Annotated in this window: 12 protein-coding genes; 8 read left to right on the top strand and 4 right to left on the bottom strand. The window is 73.1% G+C overall.

Features of this window, described 5'->3' with window-relative positions; translation table 11 throughout:
• The first annotated feature begins 55 nt into the window (after positions 1-55).
• From efeU to GHR20_RS01785, 4 genes are all read left to right on the top strand, one after another.
• Positions 56-2,170 carry an iron uptake transporter permease EfeU gene (gene efeU / locus GHR20_RS01800; protein WP_153811950.1) on the top strand — a complete coding sequence of 705 codons (2,115 nt, stop codon included), beginning with the start codon at positions 56-58 and terminating at the stop codon, positions 2,168-2,170.
• Positions 2,171-2,208: 38 nt separating this feature from the next.
• On the top strand, positions 2,209-3,480 hold the full coding sequence (gene efeB / locus GHR20_RS01795) for an iron uptake transporter deferrochelatase/peroxidase subunit (RefSeq protein WP_153811949.1): 1,272 nt from the start codon (positions 2,209-2,211) through the stop codon (positions 3,478-3,480).
• A 290-nt stretch (positions 3,481-3,770) separates the two neighbouring features.
• A complete protein-coding gene (locus tag GHR20_RS01790; RefSeq protein ID WP_194859094.1) occupies positions 3,771-4,940 on the top strand; it encodes a HoxN/HupN/NixA family nickel/cobalt transporter in 1,170 nt (389 codons plus the stop codon).
• Between the two features lie 97 nt (positions 4,941-5,037).
• Entirely contained in the window at positions 5,038-5,508 is a 471-nt protein-coding gene (locus GHR20_RS01785; RefSeq protein WP_153811948.1) for a DUF5709 domain-containing protein, read from the top strand.
• Positions 5,509-5,665: 157 nt separating this feature from the next.
• On the opposite strand, the gene GHR20_RS01780 is transcribed toward GHR20_RS01785, so the two are convergent.
• Complete coding sequence (locus tag GHR20_RS01780; protein ID WP_037652629.1) at positions 5,666-5,872, bottom strand: hypothetical protein; 207 nt, start codon at positions 5,870-5,872, stop codon at positions 5,666-5,668.
• A 212-nt stretch (positions 5,873-6,084) separates the two neighbouring features.
• On the opposite strand from GHR20_RS01780, the gene GHR20_RS01775 reads away from it, so the two are divergent.
• Entirely contained in the window at positions 6,085-7,929 is a 1,845-nt protein-coding gene (locus tag GHR20_RS01775; protein WP_111581666.1) for a glycoside hydrolase family 15 protein, read from the top strand.
• A gap of 6 nt (positions 7,930-7,935) precedes the next feature.
• Here the strand turns inward: GHR20_RS01775 and cynR are convergent, their stop codons facing one another.
• The gene (gene cynR / locus GHR20_RS01770) at positions 7,936-8,844 is read right to left on the bottom strand and encodes a transcriptional regulator CynR (RefSeq protein ID WP_153811947.1); all 909 of its coding nucleotides are present in this window, start codon (positions 8,842-8,844) and stop codon (positions 7,936-7,938) included.
• Positions 8,845-8,971: 127 nt separating this feature from the next.
• Between cynR and GHR20_RS01765 the strand changes: the two genes are divergently transcribed.
• The 3 genes from GHR20_RS01765 to GHR20_RS01755 all read left to right on the top strand — a co-directional run bounded on the left by GHR20_RS01765 (position 8,972) and on the right by GHR20_RS01755 (position 10,636).
• Entirely contained in the window at positions 8,972-9,556 is a 585-nt protein-coding gene (locus GHR20_RS01765; protein WP_111581664.1) for a carbonic anhydrase, read from the top strand.
• A gap of 75 nt (positions 9,557-9,631) precedes the next feature.
• The gene (cynS, locus tag GHR20_RS01760) at positions 9,632-10,102 is read left to right on the top strand and encodes a cyanase (RefSeq protein WP_153811946.1); all 471 of its coding nucleotides are present in this window, start codon (positions 9,632-9,634) and stop codon (positions 10,100-10,102) included.
• A 33-nt stretch (positions 10,103-10,135) separates the two neighbouring features.
• A complete protein-coding gene (locus GHR20_RS01755) occupies positions 10,136-10,636 on the top strand; it encodes a nucleoside deaminase (RefSeq protein ID WP_153811945.1) in 501 nt (166 codons plus the stop codon).
• Between the two features lie 60 nt (positions 10,637-10,696).
• On the opposite strand, the gene GHR20_RS01750 is transcribed toward GHR20_RS01755, so the two are convergent.
• Together GHR20_RS01750 and GHR20_RS01745 are read right to left on the bottom strand one after the other, a co-directional pair.
• Positions 10,697-13,318, bottom strand: a complete 2,622-nt coding sequence (locus GHR20_RS01750) for a SpoIIE family protein phosphatase/ATP-binding protein (RefSeq protein ID WP_153815785.1) — start codon at positions 13,316-13,318, stop codon at positions 10,697-10,699.
• 214 nt (positions 13,319-13,532) lie between these two features.
• On the bottom strand, positions 13,533-16,043 hold the full coding sequence (locus GHR20_RS01745; RefSeq protein WP_153811944.1) for a SpoIIE family protein phosphatase: 2,511 nt from the start codon (positions 16,041-16,043) through the stop codon (positions 13,533-13,535).
• Between the last annotated feature and the right edge of the window lie 6 nt (positions 16,044-16,049).

The raw sequence follows: 16,049 nt of genomic DNA, 5'->3' as shown, positions 1-16,049 counted from the left end.
TGGTCCGCGAAGGTGAGGCATGCCTTCGCTTAGTTTTCCGGGAGGGCCGCAGGGCATGTGGGACGACGCGTTTCCGAGTTTCCTGATCGGGTTGAGAGAGGGACTGGAAGCCGGACTCATCGTCTCCATCCTGGTCGCCACCCTGGTGCGTGCCGAAGCCCGCTCGCGGCTGCCGCAGGTGTGGACCGGTGTGCTGGCCGCGATCGCCGTCGCGATGAGCTTCGGCGCGGTCCTCACCTTCACCGCCGCGTCCATGCCGCAGACCGCCCAGGAGGCATTCGGCGGCGTCCTCAGCGTGATCGCCGTCGCGTTCGTCACCGCCATGGTGTTCTGGATGCGCCGCTCGGCCCGCAATCTCTCCAGCGAGCTGAAGCAGAAGGTCACCGGCGCCCTCGCCATGGGCTCCGGCATGCTGATCCTCACCTCCTTCCTGGCGGTCGGCCGCGAGGGCCTGGAGACCGCCCTGTTCCTGTGGACCACCGCCCAGGCGGCCGGTGAGTCCGCGGGCCCGCTGACCGGCGCGGCCATCGGCCTGGTGCTCGCGGCGGGGCTGTGCTGGGGCCTGTACCGCAGGGTCCTGAAGATCAACCTGACGAAGTTCTTCACCGCCACCGGCGTCGTCCTGATCGTCATCGCCGCGGGCGTCCTCGGCTACGGCCTGCGCGACCTCCAGGAGGGCGGCGTGCTGCCCGGCAAAACGGCCTACGCCGTCGACCTCGCCGGCAGCATCGACGCCGGCTCCTGGTACAGCACTCTGGTCCAGGGCGTCTTCAACCTGACGCCCACCATGACCTGGCTCCAGGTGACCGCCTACGCCGTCTACCTCGCCGTGGTGATGACCCTGTTCGTGCGCGGCATGCGCGGCACCACGCCCAGGGCCAGGCCGGAGCCCGCTCCCGTGCCGGCCGCCCAGGGGTCCGCCGACGGGTCCGGTGAAGACGGGTCCGGTGGAGACGAGTCCGGTGTCGACGGGCCCGGTGAAGGAGCCGCCGCGCCGAAGGCCGCCGCCCGGCGCCGCCCGGCCTGGGTGATCCCGGCCGCCGTGGTCGCCGTACCCGCCCTCGTCGCCGGACTCTTCGTCGCCCTCGGCCGCCCCAAGCCCGCCGGTGACCAGACCGTCGCGGTCTCCGAGACCGACTGCGGCAAGGGCTTCACCGCGCCCGAGCCCGGCCGGCAGACCTTCCAGATGCACAACACCGGCCGCCAGGCGTCCGAGGTCTACCTGGTCGACCCGTCCACCGACGCGGTCTACGGCGAGATCGAGGGCCTCGCCCCCGGCACCACCCGCGACCTCGTCGCCACCGTCGCCGGCGGCACCTACGCCTGGCGCTGCGTCCCCGCGAGCGGCAAGGCCGTCACCTCCAAGGCGGTCACCGTCACCGGCGGCGGCACCGCCAAGCCGGTCGCCCCCGTCTCCGAGCAGGACCTCGCCGCGCCCCTGAAGGCGTACAAGGCGTACGTCGGCAAGGGTCTGGACACCCTCGTCGGGCAGACGGGCACCCTCCAGCACGACATCGAGGGCGGCCACCTCGGCAAGGCCCGCACCGACTGGCTCACGGCCCACCGCACCTACGCCTCCCTCGGCGCCGCCTACGGCACCTTCGAGGACTTCGACAAGAAGATCGACGGCCGCGCCGACGGCCTGCCCGGCGGCACGCGGGACAAGGGCTTCAGCGGCTTCCTGCGCCTGGAGTACGGGCTGTGGCACGGCCGGTCGGCCGAGCAGCTGACCGGGCCCGCCCGGCAGCTCAGCACGGACGCGGCCGGGCTGCGGCGGGCGTTCCCGGACCAGGACTTCGACCCCGGCGACCTGCCGCTGCGCGCGCACGAGATCCTGGAGAACACCCTCCAGTTCGAGCTGACCGGCGACACCGACGAGGGCAGCGGCACCAACCTCGCCACCGCCGACGCCAACCTCGCCGGCACCCGCGAGCTGCTCACCGTGCTCAAGCCGCTGCTCACCGGCCGCGCCCCCGAGGTGCTGCCGACCGCCGACACCGGCATCGACCGGGTGCAGAAGCTGCTGGACGCGGCGCACGACGGCGGCCACTGGACCCCCGTCGAGAAGCTCCCGGCCGCCGACCGCCGGCGGCTGAACGGCGCCACGGGCCAGCTCCTGGAGGATCTCGCCCCGATCCCGGACCTGCTGGAGATCCGGAAGTCCGCCTGATGACCACCGCGCACCCGCACCCCGGAGGGAACCCGCCCATGTCCACCGCCGACACGCCGTCCTGCCCCGTCGGCCCCGCCCGCCGCTCCTTCGTGCGCGGCGCGCTGGGCGCCGGTGCCGCCGGCGCGGTCCTGGCCGGCGGCGGTTTCGCGCTCGCCGAGAGCGGTGGCACGGCCCAGGCCGGGCCGAGCGGTCCGGACGGCCGGGCGAAGGTGTCCTTCCAGGGTGCCCATCAGGCCGGGATCATCACCCCGCAGCCGGCCGCCGCCGCGTTCGTCTCCTTCGACGTCATAGCCGACGACCGCCGCGGCCTCGCCGACCTGCTGAAGACGATCACCGAGCGGGCCCGCATCCTCACCTCCGGCGGCACCCCCGACGACCTCGGCGTCGGCGCGCCGCCCGCCGACAACGGCATCCTCGGCCCTGAGGTCCCCTCGGACGGCCTCACCCTCACCCTCGGCGTCGGCACCTCCCTCTTCGACGACCGCTACGGCCTCGCCAAGGCCAGGCCCGCCCGGCTCGTCCCCATGCGGACCTTCCCGAACGACCATCTGAACCCGGCCGAGTGCCACGGCGACCTCTCCCTCCAGATCTGCGCGCAGAGCAGGGACACCGTGCTGCACGCCCTGCGCGACATCGCCCGGCACACCCGCGGCGCGATGCAGGTCAAGTGGCGCATCGACGGCTTCCAGAACGCGCCCCGGCCCACCGGAGCCCAGCGCAACCTGCTCGGCTTCAAGGACGGCATCGCCAACCCGGACGTGAACTCCGCCCGGGAGACGAACAAGCTGATCTGGGTCGGCGACGGGCAGGGCGAGCCCGCCTGGGCCACCGGCGGCAGCTACCAGGTCATCCGGATCATCCGGATGCTGGTCGAGTTCTGGGACCGGGTCTCGCTCACCGAGCAGGAGAAGATGTTCGGCCGCCGCAAGGACACCGGCGCCCCGCTGGACGGCGCGAACGAGACCGACATCCCCCAGTACGCCAAGGACCCGCACGGCAACGCGATCCCGACGGACGCCCACATCCGGCTCGCCAACCCGCGCACCGCGCAGTCGGACGGCTCCCGGATCCTGCGCCGCGGCTACAACTACGACCGGGGCGCGGACAGCGTCGGCAACCTCGACATGGGTCTCGTCTTCTGCTGCTACCAGCAGGACGTCAAGCGCCAGTTCGAGGCCGTGCAGACCCGGCTGATCGACGAACCCCTCGTGGACTACATCTCCCCGACCGGCGGCGGCTACTTCTTCGCCCTGCCCGGCGTCCGGGACTCCGGGGACTGGCTGGGCCGGGGCATGTTCTCCGCCTGACCGGACACCTGCGGGGCCCGACCGGACATGTCCCGGGCCCGCTCGGGCACCCACCGGGCCCGAAAGGGCAGCGGCCATGCCCGGACGGGCACCCGCTTCCCCTCGACGCACACCCGCCCCTTTACCGCTCCCCTCGCCCTGGTGAGCGGCCTTTTCCTGCTCATGGTCTTTTCCTGACCATGGGAAAGCCCTGCCGTCGCCTTTACTGCACATGATTTGCAGGTACGGGACGATGGCACAAGGCTGTGCTGTGCAGCCGTACCCGTACGACGTTAGGAATGACCCTCCCGATGACGGCCGCCCCTGGTTCCGCTCCGTCCCTCCCCGCACAGGCCGGCGTCAAGCCGTCGGCCTGGCAACGCGTCCGCCGCTCCATGACGCGCGAGGAGTGGATCAGGGTCGGCTCGATGGCCGCCTTCGTGCTGGCCCTGCACATCATCGGCTGGGGCACCCTGGTCGGCATCATCGCGCCGCAGCACTTCAGCGTCGGCACTGGTTCTGCCGGCGAACCGGCGGCCTTCGGCATCGGCATCGGCGTGACCGCCTACACCCTGGGCATGCGGCACGCCTTCGACGCCGACCACATCGCGGCCATCGACAACACCACCCGCAAGCTGATGGGCTCGGGCCAGCGCCCGCTGTCCGTCGGCTTCTGGTTCTCCCTCGGCCACTCCACCATCGTCTTCGGCCTCGCCCTGCTGCTCTCCCTCGGCATGAAGACCCTGGCCGGACCGGTCGAGAACGACAACTCGCACCTGCACGAGGTCACCGGCCTCATCGGTACGACCGTCTCCGGTGCCTTCCTCTACCTGATCGCCGTGATCAACCTCGTCATCCTGGCCGGCATCTGGAAGGTCTTCCGCAAGATGCGCACCGGCCACTTCGACGAGGCCGCCCTGGAGGCCCAGCTCAACAACCGGGGCTTCATGAACCGCCTGCTCGGCCGGGTCACCAACTCGATCACCAAGCCCTGGCAGATGTACCCGCTGGGCCTGCTGTTCGGCCTCGGCTTCGACACCGCCACCGAGATCGCCCTGCTGGTCCTCGCCGGCTCCGGCGCCGCCTCCGGACTGCCCTGGTACGCGATCCTCACCCTGCCGGTGCTGTTCGCGGCCGGAATGTCGCTGCTGGACACCATCGACGGCTCGTTCATGAACTTCGCCTACGGCTGGGCGTTCTCCAAGCCGGTCCGCAAGGTCTACTACAACCTCACCATCACCGGCCTGTCCGTCGCCGTCGCCCTGATCATCGGCTCCGTCGAACTCCTCGGCCTCCTCGCCGACCAGATGGACCTGCACGGCTTCTTCTGGGACTGGGTCGCCGGGCTCGACCTCAACACGGTCGGCTTCGTCATCGTCGGCCTGTTCTTCGTCACCTGGGCGCTCGCGCTGCTGGTGTGGAAGGCCGGCCGCATCGAGGAGAAGTGGACCTCGGGCCTGGCGGAGCAGTCCGCCGACTGACCCGGCCGCCCCCGCCGGATCGGCATTCGCGGGTGTGACGTCCCGGTTGCGGGTTACGCGGACCGGGACCGCCGCGCGAGCACCGAAGGAGGCGACGATGAGCGACGCGCAGACTCCCCTGGGGGACGATGCCTACCAGCCCACCGGGAGCAACGAGGAACAGGCGGACGCCGCCCCCGTGGATCCCGAGGACGCGGTCGGCGAACGTTCGTACGACGACATGCTCGACGAGGGCTACTCGCCGCCCGAACGCCCCCTCGGCGTGACCAAGTACGGCACCACCGCCGCCGAGCAGCGCGCCGGGGAGTCCCTGGACCAGCGGCTCCGGCAGGAGGTCCCCGACCCGGACGAGCCGGCCGGCGACGGCATCGGCGACCTGCCCGGCGGCGAGGGCGAACCCCTCGACCCCGAGGCGGGCGCCTCGCGCGCGGGCCGCCTGTCGGCCCGGGAGCCGGGCGTGGACACCTTCGCCGAGGACGTGGGCATCGACGGGGGCGCGGCGGGCGCGGAGGAGGCCGCGGTGCATGTCGTACCGGACTACCGGGACGAGCTGGATCAGCCGGAATGACGGGCGCGCTCCGGCCGCCGTCCCGCACATGACACACCTGACCGCGTACCGGTCGCGCACCTGACCGCGCACCGCCGCGCGCACGGACCGGGCCAGGGCGGGCGACGCCCATCCGCGCCGCCCGCCCTGGCCCCCCGTCTGCCCCCGTTCACTCCCGTCAGGGAAGAAGCTTCTCGATCGCCGACGGACCCTCCGTCTCCAGCTTGCGGCGCGCCCAGTCGAGCGTCTTCGGGGTGACGTCCCGCCCGGCCGCCATCACCAGGTCCTCCGGGGTGACGTCCTGCTGGGGAGCCGAGTGGAGCAGGGAGTCCGGGGTGCAGTGGTCGTCGGGCGACCGGGACCCTCCAGTTGCGGATGTCGACATGTGTTGCCTCCTCCTCGGTCCGGATGACCGCATCCGTGCCGGTGCCGCCGAACGGGGCACACTCTCACCATTGCCCGCCGCGGCGCACCCTGCATCCGGAAGGACACGCCGGTGACGGGTGACAGGCGCCTGCCCACTCCATCGCGCCCCACTCGCTCCTAAGCTGGAGACATCGCGGGACGAGTTCGCGCACCCGCACCGGGAGGCCGCCGATGAGCCAGACGCCGTTCGCCGCGGACACCTCCGCGAGCCCCCGCTACCTGCCCATCGCCGAGCACGGCCTGATCGGTGACCTGCGCAGCGTCGCCCTGGTCGGCAGCAACGGCACCATCGACTGGTACTGCTCGCCGTCCTTCGACTCGCCCAGCGTCTTCGCGGCCGTCCTGGACGCCGAGCGCGGCGGCTGCTTCGAGCTGGCCGCCGCCGTCCCGGCCCGCACCAAGCAGTTCTACTTTCCCGACACCAATGTGCTGATCACCCGCTTCTTCACCGAGGACGGCGTCGGCGAGGTGCAGGACTTCATGCCGGTCACCGCCGAAGCCGGGCAGCCCGGCGAGACGGTGCGGCACCGGCTGATCCGGCGGGTGGTGTGTGTGCGCGGCCAGGTGCCCTTCCGCGCCCTGATCGCCCCCCGCTTCGACTACGGCGCAGCTCCGCACACCGTCCGCGACATGGACGGCACCCTGCTGTTCGAGTCGCCGGACCTGGCGCTCGCGCTCACCGCGACCGTGGGCATGGAGTGCGACGGCCGCGACGCGTGCGCCGAGTTCAAGCTCGGCGAGGGCGAGACGGCGGTGTTCGCCCTCGACCAGGCCGATACCGCCATCGCCCCGCGCGGCTGCGCCCACGCCGAGGCCGAGCACGAGTTCAACGCGACCGTCGCCTACTGGCGGCACTGGCTCCAGCAGTCCCGCTACCGGGGCCGCTGGCGCGAGATGGTGCACCGCTCCGCCCTCACCCTCAAGCTGCTCACCTACGCCCCCACCGGCGCCATCGTGGCCGCCCCCACCACCAGCCTGCCCGAGCAGCTCGGCGGCGAGCGCAACTGGGACTACCGGTACGTCTGGGTGCGCGACGCGGCCTTCGCCGTGTACGCGCTGCTGCGGCTCGGCTTCAGCGGCGAGGCCGAGGCGTTCATGCGCTTCCTCACCACCCACATCAGCCCCGGCGACGGCGCCGCCTCCGGCCCGCTCCAGATCATGTACGGCATCGACGGCCGCACCGACCTGCCCGAACGCGAGCTGCCTCATCTGGAGGGACACCAGGGCTCGGCCCCGGTCCGGGTCGGCAACGCCGCCGCCGACCAGCTCCAGCTCGACATCTACGGCGCCCTGATCGACTCCGTCTACCTCTTCGACAAATGGGCCCAGCCCATCTCCAGCGCGCAGTGGGACGACGTGACCCAGTTGGTCGAATGGGTCTGCGAGCACTGGGACCAGCCCGACGAGGGCGTGTGGGAGACCCGGGGCGGGCGCAAGAACTTCCTGTACTCCCGGCTGATGTGCTGGGTCGCGGTGGAACGCGCCATCCGGCTCGCCAACCGGCGCGGGCTGCCCGCCGAACTGCTGCGCTGGCGGCAGACCCGGGACGCCATCTACCGGCGGATCATGGACCGGGGCTGGTCGGAGCGGCGGCGCGCCTTCGTGCAGCACGAGGACGGCGAGGTGCTGGACGCCTCCGTGCTGATGATGCCGCTCGCCAAGTTCATCGCCCCCACCGACCCCAAGTGGCTGTCCACCCTGGACGCCCTCACCGAGGAACTGGTCTCCGACTCGCTGGTCTACCGCTACGACCCGCTGGTCAGCCCCGACGGGCTGCGCGGCGACGAGGGCACCTTCTCCATCTGCTCGTTCTGGTTCGTCGAGGCGCTGGTGCGGGCCGGCCGGGTCGACGAGGCCCGCCTCGCCTTCGAGAAGATGCTCACCTACGCCAACCATCTCGGCCTGTATGCCGAGGAGATCGGCCGTACCGGCGAGCAACAGGGCAATTTCCCGCAGGCGTTCACCCATCTCTCCTTGATCAGCGCCGCCTTCAACCTCGACCGCGCCCTCGGCTGACCCGTCTCAGGAGGGGGCCGTATAGCCGCGGCTGCGGACCAGTTCATGGGTGAGGCGGGTGAAGGCGAGGGTCGCCGCGCTGCGATAGGCGTCGGCGCGGCCGAGGAGGGTGACCGTGCGGGTCGGCAGGGCGGGATCGAGCGGCACGGGGACCAGACGGGGGTGGTCGTGGGTGATCGCGTCCGGCAGGACGGTGGCCAGCCGGGTGCGCTGCACGACCTCGGTCAGGGCCTGGATGGAGTTGGCCTCCACCGCGATCCGCGGGCTGACGCCGTGCCCCTCCAGATACGCGTCGATATGACCGCGGGTGGCGAAGTCGCCGCTGAGCAGCGCGAGTTGGCGGTCGGCGAGCTCCCGTACCGGCAGCGCGCCCGAACGGCCCCCGATGGCACCGGAGTCGCCGGTGACCAGGGTGAGCGTCTCGGTGAACAGGGCGGTCGCGGTGATGCCCGGCAGATGGACGCCCCGGAATCCGATGCCGAGGTCGAACTCGTCGGCCAGCAGCCCCGTTTCGATCCGGTCCTGGGCGGTCTCCCGCACGGTCAGGGTGATGCCGGGATGCCGGCCGTGCAGCTCGGCGGTGAGCGGGCCGACGAGATAGGCCGTGAACGTGGGGGTGACCGCCAGCCGCAGCCGCCCGCGTGTCAGGTCCCGCACATCGTGGACGGCGCGCTCGGCGGCGGCCAGCTGGTGCAGCGCGCCCCGGGCGTGATGGGCGTACGCCTCGCCCGCGTCGGTGAGGCGCACGGTGCGCCCGGTGCGGTCGAGCAGCTGGGTGCCGAGGGTCCGTTCGAGCTGCTTGATCTGCTGGGACAGCGTGGGCTGGGAGATATGCAGATCCTCGGCGGCGCGGGTGAAGTTGCCGTGCTCGGCCACGGCGAGCAGATAGCGCAGATGACGCAGTTCCAGGGCCATGACCGCCACTATAGATGGCAGCAATAGCTTTGATGTCCAGCACGTCTTGGACGCTATAGCTCGAGGTCATGCATGGTGGATCTCGCCGGGCCCGACGGGCCGGGCCGCCACGAAAGGGAGTGACCCCATGCACGATCTCGCCCAGGGTGTCGCGCGCTTCCAGCAGGACGTCTTCCCCGCCAAGCGGGAGCTGTTCAGTCACCTGGCCGCGCACCACACGCCGCACACGCTGTTCATCGGCTGCTCCGACGCCCGCGTCGTGCCCGAGCTGATCACCGGCTGCGAGCCCGGCGAACTGTTCGTCATCCGCACCGCCGGCAACCTCGTCCCCGCCCGCACCCCGGGCGCCGACGGGGTCGCGGCGAGCATCGAGTACGCCGTCGGCACGCTCGGCGTGCGGGACATCGTCGTCTGCGGGCACTCCGCGTGCGGCGCGATGACCGCCCTGGCCCACGGCCACGACCTCAGCGGCGCCCCCGCGGTCGCCGACTGGCTGCGGCTCGCCGACGCCTCGGTGGCCCGCACCTCCGCCGCCGCGGACGTGCCCGCGCTGGTACGGCAGAACGTGCTGGCCCAGCTGGCGAACCTGGCCACCCACCCCTCCGTCGCCCGCGCCCTGGCGCGGGGGCGGGTCACGGTGCGCGGCTGGGTCTTCGACATCGCCACCGGCCGTGTCGAGGACCTCACGGCCGGCGCCCCGCTCGCCGCCTGACCACCCGACCCCCGGACCGGCCCCGCCGGGGCGGTCCGGTTCCCGACCCGATCACACAGTGAGGAAACGATCCCCATGATCCACGCCCAGTTCGACCCCACCGCCCGCCAGCTCCTGGCCGCCGCCGCCGTCGAGGCCAAGACGCGCAAGGACCTCTCCTGGCAGCAGATCGCCGACGCCTCCGGCCTGTCGGTCGCCTTCACCACCGCCGCCGTCCTCGGCCAGCACGCCCTGCCCGCGGACGCCGCCGAGGCCGTCGCCGCGCTGCTCGGCCTCGACGCGGACGCCGCGCTGCTGCTGACCACCGTCCCCACCCGCGGCTCGATCCCGAACACGGTCCCCACCGACCCGACGATCTACCGCTTCTACGAGATGCTCCAGGTCTACGGCACCACCCTCAAGGCCCTGGTCCACGAGGAGTTCGGCGACGGCATCATCTCCGCGATCAACTTCAAGCTCGACGTCAAGAAGGTCGCCGACCCCGAGGGCGGCGAGCGCGCCGTCATCACCCTGGACGGCAAGTACCTGCCGACCAAGCCCTTCTGACCCGTCCCATCACCGACCTCCGAGGAGGACCGCATGGACTTCGTCCAGCGCACCATCGACCTCGCCCGCGGCAATGTCGCCGAGGGCGGCCGCCCGTTCGCGACCGTCATCGTCAAGGACGGCGAGATCCTCGCCGAGAGCCCCAACCGGGTCGCCCAGACCAACGACCCCACCGCGCACGCGGAGATCCTCGCCATCCGCGAGGCATGCGTGAAGCTGGGCACCGAGCACCTGACCGGGACGACCATCTACGTCCTCGCCCACCCCTGCCCGATGTGCCTGGGCTCGCTGTACTACTGCTCGCCGGACGAGGTCGTCTTCCTCACCACCCGCGACGCCTACGAGCCGCACTACGTCGACGACCGCAAGTACTTCGAACTGGACACCTTCTACGAGGAGTTCGGCAAGAACTGGGACGAGCGCCGGCTGCCGATGCGGCACGAGCCGCGCGAGGACGCGGTGGAGGTCTACCGGATGTGGCAGCGCCACAACGGCGGTGAGCGCCGCGTCGCCGACGCCCCCACCACCGGCTGACCGCGCCGCGACCGCCGGCCGACCGGCGCGCCGAACGGCGGGATCCGGGCGGAGCGGCCCCTACGGCAGTGGCTGCTCCGCCCAGATGATCTTGCCGTTCGGCGTGTAACGGGTGCCCCAGCGGTCGGCGACCTGGGCCACCAGGAACAGGCCCCGGCCGCCCTCGTCGGTGCTCGCCGCGTAGCGCAGATGCGGGGAGGTCGTGCTGCGGTCGGAGACCTCGCAGATCAGGGTGCGGTCGCGCAGCAGCCGTACCCCGATCGGCGGCCGCCCGTAGCGGATGGCGTTGGTGACCAGCTCGCTGAGGATCAGCTCGGTCGTGAAGGCCAGCTCGTCCAGGCCCCACGCGTCCAGCGCCCGGGTGACCGCGGAGCGCACCTCGGAGACGGCCGCCGGATCGGACGGCACCTCCCACTCGGCCACCTGGTCCGGACCCAGCACCCGGGTCCGGGCCACGATCAGCGCCACGTCGTCGCTCGGCCGGCCCGGCATCCGCTCCAGCACCGTACGGCAGGTCGTCTCCGGGGAGCTGTCCGGCGCCCGGCGCAGGGCGTCGCCCAGCAGGTCGAGGCCGACGTCGATGTCCCGCTCCCGGTCCTCCACCAGACCGTCCGTGTACAGCACCAGCCTGCTGCCCTCGGCCAGCTCCAGATCGACCGTCTCGAACGGCAGCCCGCCCAGGCCCAGCGGCGGCCCGGCCGGCATCTCCGGGAACTCCACCCGCCCGTCGGGACGCACCAGCGCGGGCGGCGGATGGCCCGCACGGGCCATGGTGCAGCGCCGCGACACCGGGTCGTACACCGCGTACAGACAGGTCGCCCCGGTCACCGCGGCGCCCTCGTCCGGGTTCTCGTCCTGGTCGATCCGGCCCACCAGTTCGTCCAGCAGACCGAGCAGTTCGTCCGGGGGCAGGTCCAGCGCGGAGAAGTTGTGCACCGCCGTACGCAGCCGCCCCATGGTCGCCGCCGCGTGCAGCCCGTGCCCCACCACGTCGCCCACCACGAGCGCCACCCGGGCCCCGGACAGCGGCAGCACGTCGAACCAGTCGCCGCCCACCCCGGACTGCGCCGGCAGATACCGGTACGCGATCTCCAGCGCGCCCTGCTCGGGCAGCGTCCGCGGCAGCAGGCTGCGCTGGAGGGTGACCGCCATGCTGTGCTCGCGGGTGTACCGGCGGGCGTTGTCGATGGACACCGCCGCCCGCGCCACCAGTTCCTCGGCGAGCGCCAGTTCCTCGCTGTCGAAGGGCTGCGGCTTCTCCGAACGCCAGAAGTTCGCCACGCCCAGCACCAGGCTGCCCGCCCGCAGCGGCACGGTGATCAGCGAGTGGATGCCGTACTCCACCACCTTGTCCGTGCGCTCCGGCTCCTGCGCCCGCCAGCCCGGCGCGTCCCGCAGCCGGGGCTCCACCACCGACTGCCCGGTCGTCAGGCTGTGCGCCTGCGGCGAGGTCGCGACGAACCGGATCCGGTGGTCCACCGGATACAGCGGGGAGTCCTCGCGGATGCCCACACAGGCCACCCGGCGCAGATTGCTCCCGGGCCTGGGCTCCTCACCGTTCAGCACCGGTTCGAACAGATCTACGGTCGCGAAGTCCGCGAACCGGGGCACCGCCAGCTCCGCCAGTTCCCCGGCGGTACGGGTCACGTCGAGGCTGGTGCCGATGCCCACCCCGGCGTCGTACAGCATGTTCAGCCGCTCCCGGGCCACCTCGGCCCGCCCGGAGACCGCGCGCAGCTCGGTGGAGTCGCGCAGCGTGGTGACGCTGCCGGCCGGGCCGCCGTGCAGCTCGGTGGGCCGCTGGTTGATCGCCAGGAGGCGGTCCTTGACCAGGTGCACCTCGTCCGTGGCCACCCGCCCCGACGCCAGCAGCCGCGCCGTGTCGTCGTCCAGGCCCAGCTCCAGGACGTGCCGGCGCTCGGCGTTCCTCGGCAGGTCGAGCAGGCGCTGCGCCTCGTCGTTGGCGAGCAGCAGCCGGCCGTCGCGGCCGACGATCAGCACCCCCTCGCGGACCGCGTGCAGCACCGCGTCGTGGTGCTCGTACATCCGGGTCATCTCGTACGGCCCGAGGCCATGGGTCTGGCGCAGCAGCCGTCTGCTGACCAGCGCGGTGCCCGCGGTGGCCAGCGCGAGGGCCGCGGCGGCCGCGGCGAGCAGCAGGGGAAGCTGCTGGTCGGCGGCCCCGCCCACGTGCGCGGTGGTGATGCCGGCCGACACCAGCCCCACCACGTTCCCTCGCGCGTCCTTGACCGGGACCACGCTCTGCACCAGCGGGCCGAGGGTGCCGTTGACCTTCTCCACGACCGTGCCGCCGGCCACGGCCGGGCCGATGGTGCCGACGAACTTCTTGCCTATGCGGTCCGGATTGGGGTGCGTGTAGCGGATGCCCTGGGTGTTCATCACGACGATGAAGTCCACCCCGGTCGCCTTGCGGGCGGCCTCGGCCTTCGGCTGGAGGATCGCCGTCGGGTCCGGTGAGCGCAGCGCGGCGGCCGTGCCGGGCGCGTTGGCGAAGGTCTGCGCCACCGCGAGGGAGCGGTTGCGGGCCTCGGTGTCGCTGTCGTGGCGCACCTGGAGGACCTGGGCCACCACGGCCGAGACCACCAGCAGCAGCACGATCACGACCTGGAGCACGAACACCTGGCCGGCGACGCTGCGACCGGTCACCGCCGCCCACAGCATCCCCGGCCGGTCGGCGTTCGCACCGGGGCCGTCCGGCGGCGGGGCCAGTGGTGCGCGCGGGTGCCCGAAAGGTCGGGGCGGCCGGGACACGGGCCGGCCGGGCAGTCGCACCATGTGCCCATGTCTACACTGCCCGACGCCATCAGGCGAGAGCGTCACCCGGGGGAGTGAGTGCCGAGGGAGACGGATGAGGCGTGTCGCGCGGACCGGCCGGTTACCCATGGCGGAGCCTGCGGGCGAGGAGCAGGGCCACGTCGTCGGGGCGGGCGTCGGCGTGCCGGGCGGCGGCGGTGAGGCGGTCGGCGACCCCGGACAGGGTGAGCCCGTCGCGCCGGGCGGCGGCCGCGCCCGCCCGGTCCAGGCCCCGGCGCAGCTCGGCGATCCCGTCGTCGATGTCGGCGCCCGCCCGCTCCACCAGCCCGTCCGTGTACAGCGCGAGGATCGCGTCCGGTTCGAGGACCAGCTCGGTCACCGGATAGCGCGCCCCCGGATCCACCCCGAGGACCACCCCGCCGGGGATGTCGAGGCGCCGGGCCCGGTCGCCGGGGGAGAGCAGCAGCGGCGGCGGATGGCCCGCGCGGGCGATCCGGGTGCGCCCGGTGGCGGGGTCCAGGCGCAGACAGCAGCAGCTCGCGAACTGGCCCGGGTCGAGGCCGATCAGCAGATGGTTGGTGCCGCTGAGCACCTCGTCGGGCGGCCGGTCGCCCAGCGCGAACGCCCGTACCGCGCTGCGCAGCTGGCCCATGGTCGCCGCCGCCTGCACCCCGTGCCCCTGCACGTCCCCGATGACCAGCGCGAGTCCGTCCCCGGACTCCACCACGTCGTACCAGTCGCCGCCCACGTCCAGGCCCTCGGTGCCCGGCAGATAGCGGCCCGCCGTCTCCACCCGGGGATGCGCCGACAGCCGGCTCGGCAGCAGGGCCTGCTGGAGGCCCCGGGCGAGGGCCGCCTCGCTGTCGTAGCGCCGGGCCCGCTCCATCGCGTGCGCGATCAGCCCGGCGAGCGCGGTGAGGACCGTACGTTCCTCCGCGCTGAAGCCGCGCGGGCGGTCGAAGCCGAGGACGCAGGAGCCGACCGGCCGGCCGGACGCGATCAGCGGCAGGAACGCCCGGGACCCCTCCTCGGCGTCCAGCGGCAGCCCCGGGTACGTCCGCGCGATCTGCCGCATGGACTCGAAGAACAGCGGGCGGCCCGTCGCCAGGGTCTCCACGGCCGGGATCCGCGCGTCGAGCGCCACCCCGTCGAACGGCTCCAGGAAGCCCGGCGGGAAACCGGACTCCCACGCCAGGTGGAGGTGCCGTTCCTGGAGCAGGTAGATGGCCAGCCTGCGGCCCCCGAACGCGGGCAGCAGCTCCCGCATCACCACGGCCGACACCTGCTCGGCCGTCACCGCGTCGGTCAGCGCGATGGCGAGCGCGATCGGCCGGTAGGCCGCCGCCGTCGCGGGACCGGCCGCCACCCCGGGTCCCGGCGGCGGGGGCCCGCCCGGCGCCTCCATCCGACTGGCCGGGACGAGCGTGCAGGTCAGCAGGTCGTCGCCGGGATGCACCGACACCGCGAAGCCGTCGTATCCGCCAGATGCCCCGCCGGCGCCGCCCGGCCGCCGCACATGGAAGTGCACCGGCTCCGGGGACAGCAGGGCGCCGCGCAGATGATCGTCGTACGGCGGTCCGGTCAGCCACGGCAGCGCGTCCCACAGCGTCCGCCCGAGCAGCGCTTCCCGCGCCCGCCCGGTGAAGCACGCCGCGGCCGCGTTGGCGTACACGATCACCCCCAGCCGGTCCAGGCAGAGCACGCCCTGCGGCAACTGGTCGGCGGCGCCGTCGGCGAGGGCGGCCCGGCCGGGGTCGAACACCACCCCGCCGACCCGCGCCACCGCGCCGCCGTGCGCCTCGCACGGCAGCGCCCCGTCGTCCGCGGCGGCCCACAGGTCCAGCAGCCGGGGCGCGCCGTCGGCCGCCCGCAGGCTCAGCGGCGCGCCCGGCGGTCTCCCGGCGGCGGTGTCGCGCAGCGCGGCCAGCACCCGGTACGCCTCCGCCGGGGCCAGCGCCTGCGCGAGCGCGGTGCCGGTCCCCGCGAAGTCGCCCGTCGCGAGGCCGAGCAGCGTGTGCAGCCGGTCGTCCGCGCGGACCGCGTGGGTGCCGGGGTCCCAGGTGAAGCGTCCGACCGCGGCCTGCGGGGGCCGGACCGCGGGCGGCCGTACGCACTGCGGTTCGCCGTCCCAGACGAGCGCGTCCGGGTCCCCGCCGGCGAGCGCGCGCAGCTCGGTGCCCAGGCCCTCGGCGAGCCTGGCCAGCAGCTCCCGGTCGAGAGGCTCGTCGCCGTCGTCGCCGCTGACGGGGCGCAGCACCGCGAGCACCCCGAGCGGTTCGCCGCCGCCCGGCACCGGCATGTGCACCGAGGCGAAGGGGAACGGCAGGGCCGCCGCGAACTGCGGGTAACGGCGCACGGCCTCCGTCGCGTTCGCCAGTACGACGGGCTGCCCGAGCCGGTAGGCGTCGCAGACGGGTAAGGGGCGGTCCACGTGCACTCGCCACCAGGGGCGGAAGAGGGGCCCGGGGAGGCCGGAGAGCACGGCCAGGCGGAGGAAGCCGGGCGTGTCGGCGCGCAGATACACGCCCGCCACCCGGCCGTCCGCCGCGCGGAGCGCCGCGACGGAGGCGTTGGCCAGCAGCGCGGCCAGTCGGGCCCGTGTACGGACCGCCCGCTCCCCGCTGCCCGCCATCGGCCC

Origin of the sequence: Streptomyces sp. SUK 48, assembly GCF_009650765.1 — a bacterium.
In the GTDB taxonomy this organism is placed as follows: Bacteria; Actinomycetota; Actinomycetes; order Streptomycetales; family Streptomycetaceae; genus Streptomyces.
Note: the sequence above shows the minus strand (reverse complement) of the source record. Positions and strands in the feature narration are given on the sequence as shown.

What these genes read in the sequence shown, in the direction of transcription:
- GHR20_RS01745 (WP_153811944.1), bottom strand. Translation starts at nt 16,043, where the DNA reads ATGGCGGGCAGCGGGGAGCGGGCGGTCCGTACACGGGCCCGACTGGCC.
- GHR20_RS01775 (WP_111581666.1), top strand. Translation starts at nt 6,085, where the DNA reads ATGAGCCAGACGCCGTTCGCCGCGGACACCTCCGCGAGCCCCCGCTAC.
- GHR20_RS01755 (WP_153811945.1), top strand. Translation starts at nt 10,136, where the DNA reads ATGGACTTCGTCCAGCGCACCATCGACCTCGCCCGCGGCAATGTCGCC.
- GHR20_RS01765 (WP_111581664.1), top strand. Translation starts at nt 8,972, where the DNA reads ATGCACGATCTCGCCCAGGGTGTCGCGCGCTTCCAGCAGGACGTCTTC.
- GHR20_RS01750 (WP_153815785.1), bottom strand. Translation starts at nt 13,318, where the DNA reads ATGCTGTGGGCGGCGGTGACCGGTCGCAGCGTCGCCGGCCAGGTGTTC.
- GHR20_RS01785 (WP_153811948.1), top strand. Translation starts at nt 5,038, where the DNA reads ATGAGCGACGCGCAGACTCCCCTGGGGGACGATGCCTACCAGCCCACC.
- cynR (WP_153811947.1), bottom strand. Translation starts at nt 8,844, where the DNA reads ATGGCCCTGGAACTGCGTCATCTGCGCTATCTGCTCGCCGTGGCCGAG.
- GHR20_RS01790 (WP_194859094.1), top strand. Translation starts at nt 3,771, where the DNA reads ATGACGGCCGCCCCTGGTTCCGCTCCGTCCCTCCCCGCACAGGCCGGC.
- cynS (WP_153811946.1), top strand. Translation starts at nt 9,632, where the DNA reads ATGATCCACGCCCAGTTCGACCCCACCGCCCGCCAGCTCCTGGCCGCC.
- efeB (WP_153811949.1), top strand. Translation starts at nt 2,209, where the DNA reads ATGTCCACCGCCGACACGCCGTCCTGCCCCGTCGGCCCCGCCCGCCGC.
- GHR20_RS01780 (WP_037652629.1), bottom strand. Translation starts at nt 5,872, where the DNA reads ATGTCGACATCCGCAACTGGAGGGTCCCGGTCGCCCGACGACCACTGC.
- efeU (WP_153811950.1), top strand. Translation starts at nt 56, where the DNA reads ATGTGGGACGACGCGTTTCCGAGTTTCCTGATCGGGTTGAGAGAGGGA.